Here is a 20,116-nt window from a genome sequence, read left to right as displayed (position 1 = left end):
GTTCATGTCGTTTACCCGTCGCCAAATCCTCGGTGGCCTGGCCGGTCTTGTTGTCGTTGGCGTGGGCGCCGGTGGTGCGTCGCGCTACTGGCTGGGCAAGATGGCCGACGCAGATGCCGGTCACGACTATGAACTGATTGCCGCACCGCTGGACGTCGAGCTGGTGCCGGGGCATAAGACTGAAGCCTGGGCCTTCGGCCCGTCGGCTCCGGGCACCGAGTTGCGCGTGCGTCAGGGCGAATGGCTGCGGGTGCGCTTCATCAACCATCTCCCGGTCGCCACCACCATCCACTGGCACGGCATCCGTCTGCCGCTGGAAATGGACGGCGTGCCTTACGTCTCGCAATTGCCGGTGCTGCCGGGTGAATATTTCGACTACAAATTCCGCGTGCTCGACGCCGGCAGCTACTGGTATCACCCTCACGTGAACAGCAGCGAAGAGCTTGGCCGTGGGTTGGTCGGGCCGCTGATCATTGAAGAGCGTGAGCCGACCGGATTCAAATACGAAAAAACCTTGAGCCTCAAGAGCTGGCATGTCGACGAGGTGGGCAATTTCGTCGAGTTCAGCATTCCTCGCGAAGCGGCCCGTGGCGGCACGGCGGGGCGTCTGTCGACCATCAATGGCGTCTCGCAGCCGGTGATCGATTTGCCCGCCGGGCAGGTCACCCGAGTGCGTCTGCTCAACCTCGATAACACCCTGACTTATCGCCTGAACATTCCCGGCGTCGAAGCGCAGATCTACGCGCTGGACGGCAACCCCATCGAGCCGCGCCCGCTGGGCAAGGAATACTGGCTCGGCCCCGGCATGCGTATTTGCCTGGCAATCAAGGCGCCTCCGGCTGGTGAAGAACTGTCCCTGCGCAACGGCCCGGTGCGCCTGGGCACTTTGCGCTCGGTGGCCAATAGCGACGCGCCAACCGACTGGCCGCCGGCACTGCCGGCCAACCCGATCGCCGAGCCGGACCTGGCCAATGCCGAGAAACTCAACTTCAATTTCGAATGGGTGGGCTCGGTGTCGGTCAATGTCGACAATGGCAAGCCGCCAAGCCTGTGGCAGATCAACGGCAAGGCCTGGGACATCACCGACAAGACCTGCGCCGACCGCCCGATTGCCAAGCTCGAAAAGGGCAAGAGCTACATCTTCGAATTGAAAAACATGACTCAGTATCAGCACCCGATCCACCTGCACGGTATGAGCTTCAAGGTCATTGCCTCGAACCGGCACAAAATCATTCCATACTTCACCGACACCTACCTGCTGGGCAAGAACGAGCGCGCCCAAGTGGCGTTGGTGGCGGATAACCCTGGCGTGTGGATGTTCCATTGCCACGTGATCGACCACATGGAAACCGGCCTGATGGCCGCGATCGAGGTGGCGTGATGCGTCAGATTCGCCCCGCCGCCATTATCGACCGCAGCCGTGATCGGGATTTCATGCGTGAAGCCCTGGCCTTGGCCGCGCAAGGTGCAGCACTCGGCGAAGTACCGGTAGGCGCGGTGCTGGTGCAGGACGGTGAAATCATCGGTCGCGGCTTCAATTGCCCGATCAGTGGCAGCGACCCGAGCGCCCACGCCGAGATGGTTGCCATCCGCGCCGCTGCCCAGGCCGTTAGCAACTATCGCCTGCCAGGCAGCACGCTGTACGTGACCCTGGAGCCGTGCAGCATGTGCGCGGGCCTGATCGTGCACTCGCGGATTGCTCGGGTGGTGTACGGCGCGCTGGAGCCGAAAGCCGGGATTGTGCAGAGCCAGGGGCAGTTCTTTACCCAGGGCTTCTTGAATCACCGGGTGCTGTATGAAGGCGGGGTGTTGGCGGAGGAGTGCGGGGCGGTGCTGAGCGAGTTCTTCAAGGCCCGGCGCGGCAAACCCTCAGACTAAACACCGAACCTCTGTAGGAGCGAGCATGCTCGCGATGGAGTGTCAGGTTGATCGGTGTCGACTGACACACCATCGCGAGCATGCTCGCTCCTACAGGCTCTTGCGTTACTTTCTGGCGACAATGACGGCGCGCATCGGCGCCGGCAAACCTTCAACGGTCTTGCTGTGATCCTCGGGATCGAGGAAGTCACTGAGCGACTGATACTTCATCCACTCCGTCCCGCGCTGTTCCTCGACGGTGGTAGTACTCACATCCACGCATTTCACATCCGTGAACCCGGCGCGACGCAGCCACAATTCCAGCGCCGGCACCGATGGCAGGAACCACACGTTGCGCATCTGCGCGTAACGGTCTTCCGGCACCAGTACCTGGTGTTTATCGCCTTCGACCACCAGGGTTTCCAGCACCAGCTCACCGCCCTTGACCAGGCAATCCTTCAACGCCAGCAAATGCTCGATGGGCGAGCGACGGTGGTAGAACACGCCCATGGAAAATACCGTGTCGAAACCTTCGAGGTTCGGCGGCAGGTCTTCGAAGGGGAAGGGCAGGTGCCAGGCGTTCGGTTCGGACAGGTAACGTTGCACGGCTTGGAACTGGCAGAAGAACAGCCAGTTCGGGTCGACGCCGATCACGCTGTCCGCGCCGGCGCCAAGCATGCGCCACATGTAATAGCCGTTGCCGCAGCCGACATCGAGGATGCGCTTGCCTTTCAGATCCAGATGCGGGGCGACCCGTGACCATTTCCAGTCCGAACGCCATTCGGTGTCGACGTGCACGCCGAACAGATCGAACGGCCCCTTGCGCCATGGCGACAGGCCCATCAACGCGGTACGCATTTGCGCACGGGTCGCGTCGTCGCAATCGGTGTCCAGCTTCAAGCCGTTGAGCAAATCGACTTCACTTGGCTGGATCTGCGGCAGGGCGTCCAGCGCGCTTTGCCAGCGCTCCAGGTCGCCATGACCTTTTTCCATTTTCCTGTCGAGTTGCGCTTGCAGGGTGTTGGCCCATTCGGCCAGCGGAGTACCAGCCAGACGGCGGGCGAGGGGGGACAGATCAATCATGGCAAGGCAATCAACGAGGCAAAGTTAAGACACTGGAACCACGGCACGACTTTCGAGAACCCGGCGGCCAGCAGGCGTTCGCGGTGTTCTTCGAGGCTGTCGGGCTTCATGACGTTTTCGATGGCGCTGCGCTTCTGGGCGATTTCCAGCTCGCTGTAGCCGTTGGCGCGCTTGAACGCCACGTGCAGGTCGGTCAGCAACGCGTGTTCTTCGGCATCGTTGAAGCGCAGCTTTTCCGAGAGGATCAGCGCGCCACCGGGCAGCAGCGATTGGCGGATACGCGTCAGCAGCGCGGTACGCTGGTCCGGGGCGATGAATTGCAGGGTGAAGTTCAGTGCCACCACCGAAGCGGGCTGAAATGGCAGGGCGAGGATGTCGCCTTCGATCACCTCGACCGGCAGCAGCTCCTGGAACATCGAATCCTGCCCGTTGAGGTACTCGCGGCAGCGTTCGACCATCGCCGCCGAGTTGTCCACAGCGATCACCCGGCAGCCGTCGGTGCGCACGTGCCGGCGCAGGGCTTGGGTCACGGCACCCAGCGACGAGCCCAGGTCGTAAAGCACACTGTTGGGCTGGGCGAACTGCGCGGCGAGCACGCCGAGGTTTTCGACAATGGTCGGATAGCCCGGCACCGAGCGCTTGATCATGTCCGGGAACACCCGCACCACGTCCTCGTTAAAGGCGAAGTCAGGCACCTGGGCCAGAGGCTGGGCGAAAAGGCGATCGGGTTCTTTGCTCACGGCGGTTCCAGCGGTGTAGGTGGAAAAGGCCGGCATTTTAGCCAAGTTGGCGCGCTGATGCGCGGGTTGTCTGATAAACCGGCGGGCAGGTCCGGATTCTTCGTTGGCAGTGAGATTGCTTTCGCGAGCAGGCTCGCTCCCACAAGGATTGCGCTGTACCTGTGGGAGCGAGCCTGCTCGCGAAGAACTCAGCGCGGTTTTGTGCCAAACGCCGACGCGGTGATCCCCCATTGCCCCAGCCAATAGCTGAGGATGATCACGTAAGGCGCCGCATCGAACGGCACCACGAAACGGCTGATGCCAATCACACTGTCGGAAAACACAAACGCCACCGCACCGGCGGCCGCCAGCAGTGCCGAACGCTTGGGCGCGTCGGTGCCGAGCCGCGCGAGGGCGCGCCACAGCATGGCGCTGATCGCCAGGCCGTAGACGATCACCGGGATCAGCAACGGGCCCAGCCCGTGGGCAATCAGAATCCCCAGCAATAGCGCGCCGACACCGAGGGCAATGACCAGCGGCAGCAACGCCGGACGCCGGCAATCGCTGAGGTAGGCTTTCAGATAGGCCAGGTGGGCGACCAGAAATGCGCCGAGGCCGAACACGAACAAGTCCCCCGGCCACGCCAGCAATACGTCGCCGAACAGAGAGAAGATCAAGCCCAGGCTGATCCAGCGCCGATATTCGCCGGGCGGTGCGTCATGCAACCACCCGAGCAGGGCCAGCACCGGCAGTGGCTTGACCAGCAGGCACAGAAGAGAGGCATGCACGCTCAGGCCATAAAGAAAGGTCACCGCGCCCATCAGCGACAGAATCAGCCAGCCCACGGTCAGTTAACCGAGATCGCGCAGTCGAAGGATTCCACCGGCAGCACTTCCGGCGCCCATGGCTGTTGCGAGGTCAGACGCAAACGCCCGGTGCCGGTCGCAAACGCCTGAAAGCGCCAGGTCGAGACCCCGGCCGCACCGACGATGCCGGCATCCTCCGGGTTTCGATAAACCTCCGGCCCCAGGGCGTGCAAGACGCCGCCGGCCGAATCCTGGATCGCCCAGCGATAGCCCGTGGTCGGATTGCTCGGCAGGGTCAGGATCAGGTTTTGTCCGTTGGTGAGTTTCACCGGACATTCGCTTTGTTTTTCCACGGTCACGTTTTGTTTCGGTTGCGTGGCACACGCGGCCAGCAAGGCGAGGGCTAGGGGGACAAGCAGGCGAATGGGGGACATGAGGTCAGTGGCTCCGGCGTTCACGACGAACGGCGAGCATAACCGAGATGAGACAATGTGCGACAGCCAGCCAAGGGCTGCAGTGCCAGGACTGACGCTTTCGCTGGCAAGCCAGCTCCTACAGGGTTTTGCAGTGAACACAGATTTTGTGAACACTGCCGACCACTGTAGGAGCTGGCTTGCCAGCGAAAGCGGTGGTACTGGCGCTACATGACTGTCAGAACAACACCTTCGCCACATCCGCAAAGCGCTTGGCGAAGTGTACGGTAATGCCTTCCTTCAGATATTCGGGCAATTCCTCAAAGTTGCCGCGGTTGGCCTCCGGCAGAATCAGCTCGAAAATCTTCTGCCGCCGCGCTGCAATCACTTTTTCCCGCACCCCGCCAATCGGCAATACATGCCCGGTCAGCGTCAGTTCGCCGGTCATGGCCACGCCTTTTTTCGGCAGTTGGTTGCGCGCCAGCGATAGCAGGGCGCTGGCCATGGTCACGCCGGCGCTCGGGCCGTCCTTCGGCGTGGCGCCTTCCGGCACGTGCAGGTGGACGAAGGCTTCGTCGAAGAACTTCGGATCGCCACCGAACAACTTCAGATGGGAACTGACGTAGCTGTAGGCGATTTCCGCGGACTCTTTCATCACGTCACCCAGTTGTCCGGTGAGCTTGAAGCCACGATTGAGCGTATGAATCCGCGTGGCTTCGATTGGCAGGGTCGCGCCGCCCATGCTGGTCCAGGCCAGTCCGGTGATCACGCCGACACCCGCCAGCACCTGCTCGTTGCGGAACACCGGTTTGCCGAGGGAGGCCTCCAGGTCTTTCGGCCCGAGCTTGATCACGGCCTGCGGCTCGTCGAGCAGTTTCATCACCGCCTTGCGCACCAGTTTGCCGAGGTTTTTTTCCAGCTGGCGCACGCCAGATTCACGGGCATAACCATCGATCAACGCCTTGAGCGCGCTGTCGCTGATGCTCAGGCTGCTCTTGGATACACCGGCTTTCTCAAGCTGCTTGGGCCACAGGTGACGTTTGGCGATGGCAACTTTTTCCTGGGTGATGTAACCCGACAGGCGGATCACTTCCATTCGGTCCAGCAGCGGGCCGGGGATCGAATCGAGGGTGTTGGCGGTGCACACGAACAACACTTTCGACAGGTCCAGACGCAGGTCCAGATAGTGGTCGAGGAATTCGACGTTCTGCTCCGGATCGAGGGTTTCCAGCAGCGCCGAGGCCGGGTCGCCCTGGTAGCTCTGGCCCATCTTGTCGATCTCGTCGAGCATGATCACCGGGTTCATCACTTCGACGTCTTTCAACGCCTGGACCAGTTTGCCCGGCTGCGCGCCGATGTAGGTGCGGCGGTGGCCCTTGATCTCGGCTTCGTCGCGCATGCCGCCAAGGCTGAAACGATAGAACGGCCGGCCCAGGGATTCGGCGATGGATTTGCCGACGCTGGTCTTGCCCACGCCCGGCGGACCGACCAGCAATACGATGGAACCGCTGATCTCGCCTTTGTAGGCCCCGACCGCGAGGAATTCGAGGATACGGTCCTTGATGTCGTCGAGGCCGGCGTGATGTTTGTCCAGCACCTTGCGCGCATGCCTGAGGTCGAGTTTGTCCTCGCCGTAGACGCCCCACGGCACGGAGGTCGCCCAGTCGAGGTAATTGCGGGTGACTGCGTACTCGGGCGAGCCGGTTTCCAGCACCGACAGCTTGGTCATCTCTTCTTCGATGCGCTTTTGCGCTTGTGACGACAGCACCTTGCCGGTCAGCCGTTGCTCGAACTGTTCAAGGTCGGCGCTGCGGTCGTCCTTGGTCAGGCCCAGCTCCTGCTGGATGACCTTGAGTTGTTCCTTGAGGAAGAACTCGCGCTGATGTTCACCGATCTTGCGGTTAACTTCGGCGGAAATCTCTTTTTGCAGGCGCGCGACCTCGACTTCCTTGCGCAGCATCGGCAGGACTTTTTCCATGCGCTTGAGCATCGGCACGCAGTCGAGCACTTCCTGCAGTTCGCTACCGGTGGCCGAGGTTAGCGCGGCGGCGAAATCGGTCAGCGGCGACGGGTCGTTGGGGCTGAAGCGATTGAGGTAGTTCTTCAGCTCTTCGCTGTACAGCGGGTTGAGCGGCAGCAGTTCCTTGATCGCATTGATCAGCGCCATGCCGTAGGCCTTGACCTCGTCGGTCGGCTCGGTGGGCTGGTGCGGGTATTCGACTTCCACCAGGTACGGCGGGCGGTGATGCTTGAGCCAGGTCTTCAGACGCACACGGGTCAGGCCCTGGGCGACGAACTGCAGCTTGCCGTTTTCGCGGCTGGCGTGGTGCACCTTGACCAGGGTGCCGTAGAGCGGCAGGGCCGAGGTGTCGAAGTGGCGCGGGTCTTCCTGGGGCGAGTCCATGTAGAACAGCGCCAGGGAGTGGTGCCCGGACTTGGCCACCAGGTCGAGCGTCTCGGCCCACGGCTCTTCGTTGACGATGACTGGCAGCACCTGGGCCGGGAAAAACGGTCGGTTGTGGATCGGGATGATGTAGACCTTGTCCGGCAGGTTCTGGCCGGGCAGGGCCAGGCCTTTGCCAGCGGTGTGGTGCGGTGCGTTTTCCGGGTCTGCGTATTCGCTCGGGTTTTCGGGGAATTCCTGCTGGTCGCTCATGGGGGCACCTGCGCAATGGGTATGGGTCTTAGATGGGGCAGGTTGGCGGTGGTTTCAACGGTCATTTTCTGCGAAGCGGTGTTTCGAAGACGTGTTCAGCGCAGAGACAGGTTAGCTGGATTTCGCGGCGACACTATCCCCTGTGGGAGCGGGCTTGCCCGCGATAGCGGTGTGCCAGACAACATTTGCATCGACTGACACACTGCATTCGCGGGCAAGCCCGCTCCCACAGGGATTGTGGTGTTGCAAAGTTTACGTCTACAAAAAAGGCGACTCCTGTGAGGAAGTCGCCTTTGATTTTTACTGCCGTTGAAACTTATTCAGACAGTTTGTACGCAATCACATAGTCACCCATCTTGGTGCCCAGTGAGCCGTGGCCACCGACGACCAGCAGCACGTACTGCTTGCCGTCCTTGCCGGTGTAGGTCATCGGCGTAGCCTGGCCGCCAGCCGGCAGGCGAGCTTTCCACAGCTCTTTGCCGTTGTTGACGTCGTAGGCGCGCAGGTACTGGTCCAGGGTGCCGCTGAGGAAGCCGACGCCGCCGGCGGTGACGATCGAGCCGCCCATGCTTGGCACGCCGAGGTTCATGCCGACAGGAATTGGCGAGCTGTCGCGGCTGGTGCCGTTCTTGCGTTTCCACACGACTTTGCCGGTGGTCAGGTCGATGCCGGCCACGTAGCCCCAGGCCGGAGCCTGGCACGGTACGCCGAACGGCGACATGAACGGGTGCATGATCACCGCGTAAGGTGCGCCCGTGTTCGGTTGCACGCCCGCGGTTTCGCTCTCGCGCTTGCTGCCGGCCGCGACTTCGGCGCGAGGCACCATTTTCGAGACGAAGGCCATGTAGTTCGGGCTGGTGAACAGCATCTGGCGAACCGGGTCGACCGAAACGCCGCCCCAGTTGAAGACGCCGACGTTACCCGGATAGATCAGGCTGCCCTGTTCCGACGGCGGGGTGTACTGACCTTCGTAACGCAGCTCCTTGAACTGGATGCGGCACAGCATCTGGTCAAACGGGCTGGCGCCCCACATGGCTTTTTCGGTCAGTTCCGGGGCCAGCAGGTTCAGGTCCGAACGGGCCTGGGTCGGGGCAGTGTGGTCGCCTTTCACGGCGCCTTGCGGAACCGGGATTTCCTTGATCGGGATGATCGGCGTGCCGTCACGACGGTCGAGGACATACAGGCTGCCCTGTTTGGTCGGGGCGATCAGCGCAGGTTTCACACCGTCGGCGGTTTTCATGTCGAGCAGGGTTGGCTGGCTGCCAACGTCCATGTCCCACAGGTCGTGGTGGGTGAACTGGTAGTTCCAGCGTACCTTGCCGGTAGCGAGGTCCAGGGCGACCAGGCCGGCGCTGAATTTCTCGGCGCCTGGAGTGCGGTCAGCACCCCACTGGTCTGGGGTCTGGTTGCCCAGTGGCAGGTAGACCATGCCAAGTTTTTCGTCGACGCTGGCCAGCGACCACATGTTCGCCGAGTTGCGGCTGTAGGTCTGACCCGGGGCCAACGGTTCGGTGGCGTCCGGGTTGTTACTGTCCCAGTTCCATACCAGATGACCGTCGCGCACGTCGTAGGCGCGGATCACGCCGGACGGCTCGTTGGTCGATTCGTTGTCGGTGACGTGGCCGCCCATGATCACCAGATCGCGGGTGATTGCGGCTGGCGAGGTGGAGTAGTAGCCGCCGGCGGTGAACGGGCCGATGCCTTGAGTCAGGTCAACCACACCGTTGGTGCCGAAGCCTTCGCAGACCTTGCCGGTGTCAGCATTGAGGGCGATCAGGCGTGCATCAGCGGTTGGCAGGTACAGACGACGCGGGCAAGCCTGGGCAACGGCTTTGCCGGCCTCGGAGATGACGGCGGTCGCAGCGGTTTCAGATTTGGCGTAAGCGGCTTCGTCGTAGTACGACACGCCACGGCAGGTCATGTGGGCGAAGCCCTTGAAGCCCACCGGGCTCTTGATCTGCGGGTCGAAACGCCACAGTTCCTTGCCGGTGTCCGGGTCCAGCGCCAGCACCTTGCTATGGGCGGTGCAGGCATAGAGCATGCCGTTGGCCTTGAGCGGGGTGTTTTCGTTGGTCAGTTCCACCGGGTCATCGGCGGTTGGCAGATCGCCGGTCTGGATACGCCAGGCTTCTTGCAGCTTGCCGACGTTAATCGGGGTGATCTGCTTGAGTGGCGAGTAGCGGTCACCGAACTCGCTGCGGCCATAGGCCTGCCAGTCTCCGTCAGGCATTTGTGGCGCTGCGCTGGTCATGTCAGCCGAGTCACGGCCCAACTCGCCGAAGGTCTCGCCCGGATGGGTGAACTGGCTGGCCACGGCAGTGACACCGGCCAGGACCACGGCCACGCTCAAGGCGCCAGTGCCCATGGGGGCAGGGCCGTTGATCAGCAATGGGCGACGGAACCACGGCAGCAGCATCACCACGCCGAGGGCGAACCACAACGCCAGGCGCGGCACCAGTTGCCACCAGTCCAGGCCCACTTCCCACAGCGCCCAAACGGTACTGGCGAACAGCACCAGGGCGTACAGGCCCAGCGCGGCGCGGCGGGCGGCGATCAGCAGGACGCCGCTCAGCGCGATGCCGATACCGGCCAGCAGGTAATACAGCGAGCCGCCGAGCATGCTCAGCTTGATCCCCCCGGCCAGCATGGCCAGGCCCATTAGCAGAAGCAGTATGCCGAGCAGGGTCGGCAGCAGCCGGCCTCGGCCCAAGGCACCATCAGTGCTCATAGTGTGATTCTCCGTGACGTTTCAAGTAGTCCCGCGCAAGTTCACTGTAGATGACGATCCTGAGCGGGCATGGTTCATGTAAAAACTGTTGGGGCGCTGCATTCCCTTGTAGGAGCTGGCTTGCCAGCGAAAACGGTGTGTCAGGCGACATCTGTACTGACTGACACATCGCTTCGCTGGCAAGCCAGCTCCTACAGGTTTTTTGGTGTGGCTCAGAACGACGACTGGATCTTGATCCCGCCAATCAGCGCGTCATCGACCTGGTCAACGCCACCGGGATGGCGGATGTATTGCAGGTTCGGGCGCACGGTCAGCCAATTCGTAACGTGCACGCCGTAATAGAGTTCGGCGCTGTATTCGGTGTCCTGCGGGGGCAGGAAGGCTGGGTCGTCGAAGTCGAAGACGGCACGGGCCTGGTTGGTCGCCTCGGCGTTTTTGCGGAAGGCCGGGTTGACGTGCACGCGGGCCATGGCGAAACCGATGTCGTCCTTGGCGCGGGCATCGAACGGGCCTTTGTAGACAAGGCCGGCCTGGACGTAGTTGTCGATGGCGTTGGTTTTCTTGTCGTGCATCGTGCCATTGGCGAACAGGCTCAAGCCGCGGGAGTGGTCGCTGGCGAGGCTGGTGACTTGCTGTTGAAGGCCCAGCCACACGCCGTGTTTGCTCGAGGCGCTGCGGTAGGCCTCGCCGCTCAGGGCGGCGGGCTGGCCATTGCTGTCCTTGAAGACGTCGGTGGCGTTGGCGCTGCTGTAGTAGTAACCGGCGCGGTATTCGCCCGGCAGGCCGTTGAGCTTCGGTGTCCACACCAGCTCCACCGGCAGGACCGCGCCCTGGGTGCCGCTGCCGCTGAGCTTGAAGCCATTGCCGCGATCCAGGTTCGACGGGTTTTGCTCATACGCGCCAATCTGCGCGTACAACTCGGGTGTCAGGTGATATTTGACCCGCATCGCCCACTGGCTGACCGGCCAGTTGTACCAGATGTCGCCCGCCCAGTTGCCGACCTGGGAACCGCAGAACGCCAGGTTCTGGAAGTCGCAGGGAAAGCTGTTGAAATCTTCGCCTTCGCCGAAACGGCCGACCTTGATGTCGAGGCTCTGATCGAAGAACTTCTGCTGATACCACATCTGCGTCAGGCGCCAGGTCTGGCCACGTCCCCAGACTTCCTGGGCCGAGGTGAAGCCACCGACGCGTGGATCGTTGATGCGGTCGTTGCTGATGTTGTTGCCGCTGCGTTCGGTGATGGTCAGCTGAAATTCGGCATCGTCCCAGCCGAGGATCTTCTGCAAGTCCAGATGGGTGCCAAGACCGAACTGGTCGCTGTAGCGGGCCGTGCGGTCGTGGTCGTAGCCGCCGTGCAGATTGCTGCCCATCTCGCCGGTGTAATCGACTTTGAAGTCGTAGCCTTTTTCCGCAAGTTCAGTGCGAGTGCCGTTCCAGTCGCCGAGCATCCACGGGGAGTCGCTATCGAATGCCGGAGCGGCCTGGACACAGCTGGCGAGGCCGAATGCGGTGAATCCACCGATCAGGTTGAGGATGTTGTGGCAAGAGACAGTCATGAAGACAGCGCTGTCTTTCGAAGTTCGCAAATCAGGCATAGAGAAGAAATTCTTGATCTTTTTCTGGGGGATGAGCGGAAGAAGTGACTGGCAGAAGCGTTTCAGCTAAAGCGTGCGCAAGGATAATGTTCCGTTACAAATAGAGAAAGGGCTTTTGCTGACATGCAGCCTTTCAATTTTGGTAACAGTGTTCCCCCTGTAGGAGCGAGCTCGCTCGCGATGGTCGTGAACGATAACGCGTCAAACCAGATACCCAGCGGTGTCGTTGCGTTTTTCGCGAGCAAGCTCGCTCCTACAGAATCCCAGAATCCCAGAATCCCGGAATCCCGGGATCACCTACATTTAACAGACCGCTTCCCCCCAACGAAGCCCTCGGCTAAGGTGCGCGGCTTCCTACCCCTACATCGCTGAAGGCCCGGCATGACCGAACAGAACCACGACCCGCTGCACGGCGTAACCCTGGAGCAAATCCTCAACGCCCTGGTTGAACACTACGAGTGGTCGGGGCTGGCCGAGCGCATCGATATCCGCTGCTTCAAGAGTGACCCGAGCATCAAGTCGAGCCTGACGTTCCTGCGTAAGACCCCGTGGGCGCGGGAGAAAGTCGAGCGCCTCTACGTGAAACTGATGCGCACCAAGCGTCCGCTCTGACATGTTCATCCCGTCAGTCGCGCGGCGTCGTTTCGTCGCCATCGCTGCCTTCCTTGGCTGGGCAGGATTGAGTATTCAGCTGTACCTGATTTTCTACTCGCGCTGGACGCTGGCAGCCAGTTTGACAGGCGGGCTGGTGAGCTTCTTCAGCTATTTCACCGTGCTCAGCAATACGCTGGTGGCAACCGTGCTGACCTGTGAAACGACGTCCCGCGAATCGGCCGCGCGCCGCTGGTTTTTACAACCGTCGGTCAGCAGTGGAGTGGCGGTGAGCATCGCCGTGGTCGGCTTGGCCTACAGCCTGTTGCTGCGCCATTTATGGCATCCCGAGGGATGGCAGTGGCTGGCCGATGAGCTGATGCACGACGTCATGCCGACGCTGTTTCTGATCTACTGGTGGTGCTGTGTGCCCAAGGGCCGTTTGCGCTTGGGGCACATCGCGTTGTGGGCGATTTATCCGCTGCTGTACTTCGCGTATGCGTTGTTGCGCGGGCATTTGCTGGCGACCTATCCGTATCCGTTCATCGATGTGGAAAAGCTGGGTTATCCACAGGTGTTCATCAATGCCGGGGGATTGTTGGTAGGGTTTTTACTGATTGCCCTGTTGGTGATCGGACTGGATCGCTGGCGCGCCGCAAGAGCTTTGTAGCAACGGGTGTCGGCCTCGGTCATTCATCGTCGCTGTCATCCAGCCGCCAGTACCCCACCGCCTTGACGAACTGCTCGTCCAGCCCATGCTCATCGAGCAGCACGCGGCGAATCTGCCGCGACACCTTGCTCTCGGTCGCGACCCAGGCATACAAGCTGCCTGCAGGAACCTGGATCTGACGCACAGTGCTCAGCAAATGGTCCTTGCCACCTTCGCGCAGCACCCAGATCACATTGACTTCGGCAGCGCTCTGCAGCGCTTGCTGCTCCTTGCCGTTCTCCACTTCGACAATCACCAACGCCCGGCGATTGGCCGCCAGCCCTTCGAGACGGCGGGCGATGGCGGGCAGGGCGGTCTCATCGCCGATCAGCAGGTAGCTGTCGAAGATGTCCTGCACGATCATCGAGCCACGGGGCCCGGCGATGTGCAGAAACTGGCCAGGTCTGGCCTGTTCTGCCCAGGTCGAGGCCGGGCCGTCGCCGTGCAGCACGAAATCGATGTCCAGTTCCAGCGTGTTCAGGTCGTAGCGGCGTGGCGTGTAGTCACGCATGGCCGGCATCGGCCCGTTGTCCTTGCCGGCGCCCAGCACCAGGGTTTCCAGTGCTGCGGCTTGCTCGGCGTTCTGCGGGAACAGCAGTTTGACGTGATCGTCCGTGCCAAGGCTGACGAAACCCGCAAGCTCCGGGCCGCCCAGGGTAATGCGGCGCATCCGTGGCGTCAGGTCAACCACCCGCAACACTTCCAGTCGACGGCGTTTGATTTCGTGCATGACACGGTGAATGGTTTGCGCGATCACTTCGGTCATTCGGCTTTCTCCTGGACGGATGTATTGGCGGGGCCGTCGACGATGGCCTTGGCGGTGTTGTTGAGCAGGGTCGCGACTCGGCGGATCTCTTCAGGGCTCCAGCGGCCATGGTGCAGTTGCAGGGCATGGCGCAGGTTATGCACAGCCTCGTGAATTTCAGGTGGACGATCGTGGCCACGCAACGAGCGCTTGCTGACATCGATGCGCACCCGCACACCTTCAAGGGCAACGGCTTGCTCGATCAGGGACTGGCGCCCGGCCGCCGTCACGCTGTAGCACTTTTTGCCGCCTTCGGCATCCCCCTGGATCATTTCGCTTTCTTCCAGGAACGTCAGGGTCGGGTAGATCACACCGGGACTGGGGCTGTAGGCGCCGTCGAACATCCCTTCGATCTGGCGGATCATGTCGTAGCCGTGGCAGGGCTGCTCGGCGATCAATGCCAGCAGCAGCAATTTCAGGTCGCCCGGGGCGAAAACACGGGGGCCGCGACCGCCGCGTTCGCGGCCGGGACGTTTCTCGAAACCGTCACGGTCGTTGCCGTGCTCGCGGTGGGGGGAATGAGGGTCTCTCATTTTCTCTTCTCTCTGTCGTATTTAGATATAGCTTAAGATATATCTTAATAGCTCTACAAGAGAAGGTGACCAGCGGAGAGTCTGCGACGCTTCCAAATCATGAAAGACGCAATACTTAATTTATTAAGACTTGTTACTTATTGCTGCGTGTATTTCTTACAGGTTGGCCGCTTGGGATTCTGCATTTTGAAATCGCCAGGGAACACGTCGAACCGATATTGGGCGAAGGGGGGGGCAAAGGCCATGATCTCCGGAATTGGCAAATCGTTCATCAAATCCTTGAGCCTGCTTCCAAGGTCGGTGCGTTGAGCCTCCGTCAGTTGAGTCGGGTTGGTCCACTGGGTCCATCGCCATAGCGAACGGTTTTGTCGGGTTTATTGGGAAGGTCGAAATGTCGCTGCATCTGTTCACGGTGAAGCAAACCGGATTCAACGAGTGAAACATGCATAGTTGGCAGCAATCATTTCCACCGTTGACCCTCGCTCAACGAACAGCGGTCCTCGCGTTTGGCTCGCACATTGTGTGGGTGCCCGGTTGCAGGTACGGCGTCAGAATCGGTGCCATGCCCTTGAGTACCTGCACCGGCAACGCTGAGGTGAAGGTGAAGCTCTCCGCCGAGCGGCCCGGCACGAACGCCGTCAGCGTGCCGAAATGGTTATCGCCGATGTAGAACACGAATGTAGCCGTGCGGTTGAGTGATTTGGAACTCAGGATCCGCCCACCGGAACCGATGGCCTCGATACGGTTGTCACCGGTACCGGTTTTGCCGCCCATGGCCAGCGGCCTGCCGTCGGGTAGCTTGAAGCTGCCGGCCACGCGTTTGGCCGTACCGGCATCCACCACTTGTGAAAGGGCTTCGCGCATGGCCGTGGCGACCTCGGATGGCATCACCCGCTTGCCAACGTCCGGGTCATTGATCAGTTGGGTTTCATAGGGCGTGTTCGCGGCGAAATGCAGGCTGTCGATGCGCAGGGTCGGCATGCGCACGCCGTCGTTGAGGATGGTGCCGATCAACTCCGCCAGCGCTGCCGGGCGGTCGCCGGAGCTGCCAATGGCGGTCGCCAGCGACGGCACCAGGTGGTCGAACGGGTAGCCGACTTTCTGCCAGCGCTGGTGGATGTCGAGGAACGCCTCGATCTCCAGCATGGTGCGGATGCGACTGTCGCGGGCGCCCTTGTGTCTGCTTTTGAACAACCAGCTGTAGACCTCCTGGCGTTCGAACTGGCTGGCTTTGACGATTTCACCCCACTTGGCGTCGGGGTTATTGAGCAAATAGCCCATCAGCCACAGGTCCAGCGGGTGAACCTTGGCGATGAAGCCCTGGTCCGGCAGGTCGTAGGTGCCCGGTCCGTAGGCTTCATAGAGTCGCTGAAGGCGATCGTCAGTGAGTTTTTCCGTGAGCTTGGCGCCGGTGAGGTGCGAGCGCACGAAGGCGTTGAAGCTTTCCTGACTGGCCTGCGGCAGCAGGTAGCGGTGTACGGCGGCCATGCGGATCGGGGTCGGGCGCATGCTGTCGAGGAAGGTTTCGAGCCGGTCCTGGGTGTCCTTGTTCCTGTACTTCTTCCAGAACTTGAGCAGGAACGAAGTGCCTTCGCGGTCGGCGAACGAGGCCAGGTATTCCTGACGCCGCGGGTCGCGGTCGTCCTTGAACAGTTCGACACTGCTGTTCGGGCCGGAGTAGGTGGTATAGCGAACCAGGTCACGCATCAGGCGAATGAACGGCAGGTTGATCGACTCGCGAATGGCATCGCGCAAGGTAGGCATGCGGCCGTTGTCTTCCTTGCGGAAGTTATGGAAGGTGTGCAGCCCGCCGCCGGTGAAGAAGGCTTCGCCGGGGCTGGCCGAGTACTTGCGGTCCAGCGCCGCGCCGAGCAAGGTCGAGAGGTTGCGGTCCTTGTTCTGGATCAGATAGTCGACGACCCAGCGGCTCAGGCGGTCCTGCTCCGGTATCTCGACTTTTTTCAGTTCCGGCACGCTCATGCCGGCATATTTGTCGTACAGCTCGGCGATGATTTGCAGGTAGGTGGTGAGCACGCGCATTTTTGCCGTGGAGCCCAGTTCCAGCTTGCTGCCTTCGTTGATGTCGAACGGCTGGTCGGTGCTGTCGGTCTGCACCCGCACTCGCGACCCGTCGGGGGTCAGCTCGAACAGGGTGAAGCTGTAGCGCACCTGAGTGGTGCTGGTGGGCGTCAGCAGGCGCTCACCCATCAAGCCGATCTCCGTGGCGAACACTGGATCGGCCAGGCGCTTGAGGTACTCGGTCGCCTTGCTTTGCAGTTCGCCCTGCAGGGTACTGGTGGCCGAGAGGTCGAGGCGGTCGAGGTCATACAGCGGGCGATTGAGCATGCCGGCCAGACGGCTGCGCGCCACACTGATGCCCTTGTTGGTTTCAATTGGTTGAATGGTCGGCTGGGTGGCCCAGTCGCGGTAGGTCACTTTGCTGGCCAGGGCGGCGGCGGCGAATTGAGCGTCGATCACATTGTTTTGCGCCAGCAGGCGAATATGGCTGTCGGTGAGTTCGGCCAGTTCATCATGGCCTTTGGTCAAGTAATGCGACGGGCGGCGCTGAGCAATCATCAACGACAGCATTTCACGCAGGGCCAGGCCTTTTTCCGCCATGGTTTTTGGATCCGTCGCAGTGCTGGTCAGGGCTTCGTTGGCCTGCTTGAAGTCGGTGCCATACCACACGCGCAACCCTTCAGCCATGCCATGCACTTCGCCGTGGCCCGGTACGGCTGATAACGGCACGCTGTTGAGGTAGTCGCGAACCACGTTCTGCCGGGCTTCGAGGGTTTGTGGTCCGGCCTGATAGGCGCGTACGGTGGCGGAAATCATCTGGCGGATCTTTTCCGCGCCATTGACCGTCAAACCATCGGGGGAATGCCGGTACTTCTCCAGTTGCGTGGCCAGGGTACTGCCACCGGCGGACTGGCCGGGCACGTGCAACATTTTGGCCACCTGGGACCATGCCGCCATGCCGAACCGCGGCCAGTCCACCGCCGGGTTGGCCAGCGGTTGCTTGGGGTCCAGCAGGAAGCGGTTCTCGATGAACAACAGGCTGTTGACCACCACGGGCGGGATCGAGGCAAAGGTTGAATAAAGCTGCTGCGGATAGTTGTACCGGTAGAGGGGCGCTGCGCGGCAATCGGTGATCGACAGCCCGGCCTGGATTTTCTCGGTATAAGGCACGAACAGGCCCTTATCGCTGTACTTCAACAGCGCCGGAGAAAAGCGGGTTTGCGCCTCAATGACGAAATCGCGCTTGATCAGGCGCGGCAGGAATTCATCCAGCGAGCTGTAGCCCAGACGCCGATCGAACGGACCGTCGCCAGGATAGCGAATGGCATCGCTGGGGCCGGGTTTGAGCTCGTAGCTCAAGGACGCAGCGTATTTACTGACTTCCCGGGCCTGGAACCTCGAGGTACGCATTTCCCTCGCAGCCGCCAGCCCCACGACAATCGCGATTATCAACAGCAATAGCCAGAACGCTCCCCATCCGTGCCTGGAACGACGGGGTTTTTCAGGTATAGGCGCTTCATCCTCACGTTCAGTCGGAACCACGGTTTTACTCGAATCGGTTTGCCACAAAGCGCCCATAGTCGACTGATCCATTCACGCAGATTGATCGGACTTGACTCAAGCTTAGACGGTGGTTGGCGAAGGTGAAAAAAATGTGAAGGGCAAAATGATGCACGGACACCCCGTTAATTGGGCTGATTGAAACGGTTGTGGCGAGGGGGCTTGCCCCCGTTCGACTGCTTCGCCCGATCGCGGACCGGCCGAACGGGGGCGAGCTCCCTCGCCGCAGGTGTCGTATGGTCCGAGAGGGATGGTGGTCTGTAATGCCCGAAGTAGAGCGTTAGCAGAGGGGGGTACGACTTTGGCAGGGGCATGACGATGCACCATTGTTGTGCAATACTCGGCGCCGCTTTTCCCACTGATCTTGCGAATTTTTCCTGCAAGACGACTCTGCCCACGAAGCAGAACCGGTTCGGGAAGTGATGGCTAACCGGTCAGCGCTTCGCCACTCGGTGGTCATATCCAATAACAAGACGAGGATGTCCCCCATGCCTGTAGGCAATCACCTGCCCCAAGGCGAGGCCGCTCAGGGCGGTCCGCTCAAACGTGAACTCGGCGAGCGGCATATTCGCCTGATGGCGCTCGGTGCCTGTATCGGCGTCGGTCTGTTTCTCGGTTCGGCCAAGGCCATTGAAATGGCCGGTCCGGCCATCATGCTGTCCTACATCATCGGCGGTCTGGCGATTCTGGTGATCATGCGCGCCCTCGGCGAAATGGCCGTGCACAACCCGGTTGCCGGCTCGTTCAGCCGTTACGCCCAAGACTACCTCGGCCCGTTGGCGGGCTTCCTGACCGGCTGGAACTACTGGTTCCTGTGGCTGGTGACCTGTGTCGCGGAAATCACTGCCGTCGCGGTGTACATGGGGGTCTGGTTCCCCGACGTGCCGCGCTGGATCTGGGCGCTGGCGGCGCTGGTCAGCATGGGCTCGATCAACCTGATCGCGGTCAAGGCCTTCGGTGAGTTCGAGTTCTGGTTTGCCCTGATCAAGATTGTCACCATCATCGCGATGGTGTTCGGCGGCATCGGCATCATCGCCTTCGGTTTCGGTAACGATGGCGTTGCCTTGGGCATCTCCAATCTCTGGACCCATGGCGGCTTCATGCCCAACGGCGTGCAAGGCGTGTTGATGTCCCTGCAGATGGTGATGTTCGCCTACCTGGGCGTGGAGATGATCGGTCTGACCGCCGGTGAAGCGAAGAACCCGCAGAAGACCATTCCGAACGCGATCGGCTCGGTGTTCTGGCGCATCCTGCTGTTCTACGTCGGCGCGTTGTTCGTGATCCTGTCGATCTACCCGTGGAATGAAATCGGCACCCAGGGCAGTCCGTTCGTGATGACCTTCGAGCGCCTGGGCATCAAGACTGCCGCTGGCATCATCAACTTCGTGGTGATCACCGCTGCGTTGTCGTCCTGCAACGGCGGCATCTTCAGTACCGGGCGCATGCTCTACAGCCTGGCACAGAACGGCCAGGCCCCCACCGGCTTTGCCAAGACCTCGAACAACGGCGTGCCGCGTCGTGCATTGCTGCTGTCGATTGGCGCATTGTTGCTGGGCGTGCTGCTCAACTACCTGGTGCCTGAGAAAGTGTTTGTCTGGGTGACGGCGATTGCCACCTTCGGTGCGATCTGGACCTGGGTGATGATCCTGCTGGCCCAGCTCAAGTTCCGCAAAGGCCTGAGCGCCAGCGAGCGAGCGGGCTTGAAGTACCGCATGTGGCTGTACCCGGTCAGCTCATACCTGGCGCTGGCATTCCTGGTGCTGGTGGTCGGCCTGATGGCGTACTTCCCGGACACCCGTGTGGCGCTGTATGTGGGCCCGGCGTTCCTGGTGCTGCTGACGGTGTTGTTCTACGTGTTCAAGCTGCAACCGACGAATGTTGCGCAAGGCGCGGTGCGTTCGGCTTCGTAAACCTGTAGGAGCGAGCTTGCTCGCGATGGTCGTTAACGATAACGCGTGTTTTCTGGCTGAACGCGGCGCTCTTGAATCCATCGCGAGCTCGCTCCTACAAAAAACGCTGACCCATTGTAGGAGCGAGCTTGC

At 61.3% G+C, this 20,116-nt stretch carries 15 protein-coding genes; 5 read left to right on the top strand and 10 right to left on the bottom strand.

The genetic code is table 11. The annotated features are described in order from the left end of the window. Positions 1–4: 4 nt before the first annotated feature. Together PMI31_RS05480 and tadA are read left to right on the top strand one after the other, a co-directional pair. A complete protein-coding gene (locus PMI31_RS05480) occupies positions 5–1,381 on the top strand; it encodes a multicopper oxidase family protein (protein WP_043302227.1) in 1,377 nt (458 codons plus the stop codon). Further along, complete coding sequence (tadA, locus tag PMI31_RS05475) at positions 1,381–1,878, top strand: tRNA adenosine(34) deaminase TadA (protein ID WP_008016737.1); 498 nt, start codon at positions 1,381–1,383, stop codon at positions 1,876–1,878. The genes PMI31_RS05480 and tadA overlap by 1 nt, the downstream gene beginning before the upstream one ends. A gap of 105 nt (positions 1,879–1,983) precedes the next feature. Here the strand turns inward: tadA and cmoB are convergent, their stop codons facing one another. The 7 genes from cmoB to PMI31_RS05440 form a co-directional block, all read right to left on the bottom strand. Then, positions 1,984–2,940, bottom strand: a complete 957-nt coding sequence (gene cmoB / locus PMI31_RS05470; protein ID WP_008016735.1) for a tRNA 5-methoxyuridine(34)/uridine 5-oxyacetic acid(34) synthase CmoB — start codon at positions 2,938–2,940, stop codon at positions 1,984–1,986. Beyond that, positions 2,937–3,716: a carboxy-S-adenosyl-L-methionine synthase CmoA gene (gene cmoA / locus PMI31_RS05465; RefSeq protein ID WP_008016734.1), complete on the bottom strand. Its 780-nt coding sequence runs from the start codon at positions 3,714–3,716 to the stop codon at positions 2,937–2,939. The genes cmoB and cmoA overlap by 4 nt, the downstream gene beginning before the upstream one ends. A gap of 152 nt (positions 3,717–3,868) precedes the next feature. Continuing rightward, positions 3,869–4,504, bottom strand: coding sequence for a lysoplasmalogenase (locus PMI31_RS05460; protein WP_008016733.1), 636 nt, complete (start codon positions 4,502–4,504; stop codon positions 3,869–3,871). Between the two features lie 2 nt (positions 4,505–4,506). Further along, a complete protein-coding gene (locus PMI31_RS05455) occupies positions 4,507–4,899 on the bottom strand; it encodes a protease inhibitor I42 family protein (protein WP_008016732.1) in 393 nt (130 codons plus the stop codon). Between the two features lie 217 nt (positions 4,900–5,116). Beyond that, on the bottom strand, positions 5,117–7,534 hold the full coding sequence (gene lon / locus PMI31_RS05450; RefSeq protein ID WP_008016731.1) for an endopeptidase La: 2,418 nt from the start codon (positions 7,532–7,534) through the stop codon (positions 5,117–5,119). Positions 7,535–7,850: 316 nt separating this feature from the next. Next, positions 7,851–10,262, bottom strand: coding sequence for a glucose/quinate/shikimate family membrane-bound PQQ-dependent dehydrogenase (locus PMI31_RS05445; RefSeq protein ID WP_008016729.1), 2,412 nt, complete (start codon positions 10,260–10,262; stop codon positions 7,851–7,853). 212 nt (positions 10,263–10,474) lie between these two features. Next, complete coding sequence (locus PMI31_RS05440) at positions 10,475–11,857, bottom strand: carbohydrate porin (RefSeq protein WP_043302224.1); 1,383 nt, start codon at positions 11,855–11,857, stop codon at positions 10,475–10,477. Between the two features lie 381 nt (positions 11,858–12,238). Here PMI31_RS05440 and PMI31_RS05435 point away from each other — a divergent pair, with 381 nt between their 5' ends. Then, positions 12,239–12,469: a VF530 family DNA-binding protein gene (locus PMI31_RS05435; protein ID WP_008016727.1), complete on the top strand. Its 231-nt coding sequence runs from the start codon at positions 12,239–12,241 to the stop codon at positions 12,467–12,469. A 1-nt stretch (position 12,470) separates the two neighbouring features. Beyond that, on the top strand, positions 12,471–13,118 hold the full coding sequence (locus PMI31_RS05430; protein ID WP_008016726.1) for a Pr6Pr family membrane protein: 648 nt from the start codon (positions 12,471–12,473) through the stop codon (positions 13,116–13,118). 19 nt (positions 13,119–13,137) lie between these two features. On the opposite strand, the gene PMI31_RS05425 is transcribed toward PMI31_RS05430, so the two are convergent. The 3 genes from PMI31_RS05425 to PMI31_RS05415 all read right to left on the bottom strand — a co-directional run bounded on the left by PMI31_RS05425 (position 13,138) and on the right by PMI31_RS05415 (position 18,092). Next, positions 13,138–13,923 carry a siderophore-interacting protein gene (locus PMI31_RS05425; RefSeq protein WP_008016725.1) on the bottom strand — a complete coding sequence of 262 codons (786 nt, stop codon included), beginning with the start codon at positions 13,921–13,923 and terminating at the stop codon, positions 13,138–13,140. Beyond that, positions 13,920–14,495: a PadR family transcriptional regulator gene (locus tag PMI31_RS05420; protein ID WP_008016724.1), complete on the bottom strand. Its 576-nt coding sequence runs from the start codon at positions 14,493–14,495 to the stop codon at positions 13,920–13,922. The genes PMI31_RS05425 and PMI31_RS05420 overlap by 4 nt, the downstream gene beginning before the upstream one ends. Positions 14,496–14,978: 483 nt before the next feature. Beyond that, a complete protein-coding gene (locus PMI31_RS05415) occupies positions 14,979–18,092 on the bottom strand; it encodes a transglycosylase domain-containing protein (RefSeq protein ID WP_008016722.1) in 3,114 nt (1,037 codons plus the stop codon). A gap of 470 nt (positions 18,093–18,562) precedes the next feature. Between PMI31_RS05415 and PMI31_RS05410 the strand changes: the two genes are divergently transcribed. Continuing rightward, positions 18,563–19,984: an amino acid permease gene (locus PMI31_RS05410; RefSeq protein ID WP_008016720.1), complete on the top strand. Its 1,422-nt coding sequence runs from the start codon at positions 18,563–18,565 to the stop codon at positions 19,982–19,984. The last annotated feature ends 132 nt before the right edge of the window (positions 19,985–20,116 follow it).

Origin of the sequence: Pseudomonas sp. GM55, assembly GCF_000282395.1 — a bacterium.
Taxonomy (GTDB): domain Bacteria; phylum Pseudomonadota; class Gammaproteobacteria; order Pseudomonadales; family Pseudomonadaceae; genus Aquipseudomonas; species Aquipseudomonas fluorescens_CC.
Note: the sequence above shows the minus strand (reverse complement) of the source record. Positions and strands in the feature narration are given on the sequence as shown.